General features: G+C 47.7%; 1 protein-coding gene. It reads left to right on the forward strand.

Annotation, left to right across the window (positions count from 1 at the left end; translation table 11 throughout):
- On the forward strand, positions 1–705 hold a 705-nt coding region (locus A3729_RS08105; protein WP_068633598.1), incomplete at both ends, for a phage integrase N-terminal SAM-like domain-containing protein.

Here is a 705-nt window from a genome sequence, read left to right on the forward strand (position 1 = left end):
ATTAGTTTTATGGATGATATACCACTACCTCTCCCTAAAAAGCCCGTGCGCTTTATTGATCAGTTTCGAGCATTTATTCGTAGTAAACAAATGGCCTATAAGACCGAGAAAACCTATTGCCATTGGGTAATACGTTTTATTCGTTTTCACAACAAAAGGCACCCCAAGGAAATGGGGGCTGTCGAGGTCGATCAGTTTCTGAGTTCTTTAGCGCTCGATCAGAGCGCCGGGGTCAATACGCAGAAGACTGCGCTCAATGCCTTGGTTTTTATGTACCATAAGTTTTTGAAGATTGAGCTAGGTGATCTTGATTTCAAGCTGAGCAACCGGCCGCAAACAATTCCTACGGTATTTAGTCATGCCGAGGCGCTGGCGGTAATAGGTAAGTTAGATGGCGTTTACCTTATGCTAACAAAGCTGATGTATGGGGCTGGCCTTAGGGTCATGGAGGCGGTTCGTTTGCGGGTTCAAGACATCGACTTTGCAAATAACTGCCTAATAGTGCGTGAGTCTAAGGGGCTAAAGTGGCGGCGCACGCTGCTTCCCAAGTCCTTGATTGAGCCCTTAAAAGTTCAAATAGACTATGCACTCGCGCTGCACGCGAAAGATCTTGAAGAGGGCTATGGGGCGGTCTATCTTCCGGGTGCCTTGGCACGTAAGTATCCGAATGCTGCAACAGCCCCTGCATGGCAATACGTGTTTCCG

This window comes from Oleiphilus sp. HI0043 (genome assembly GCF_001634935.1).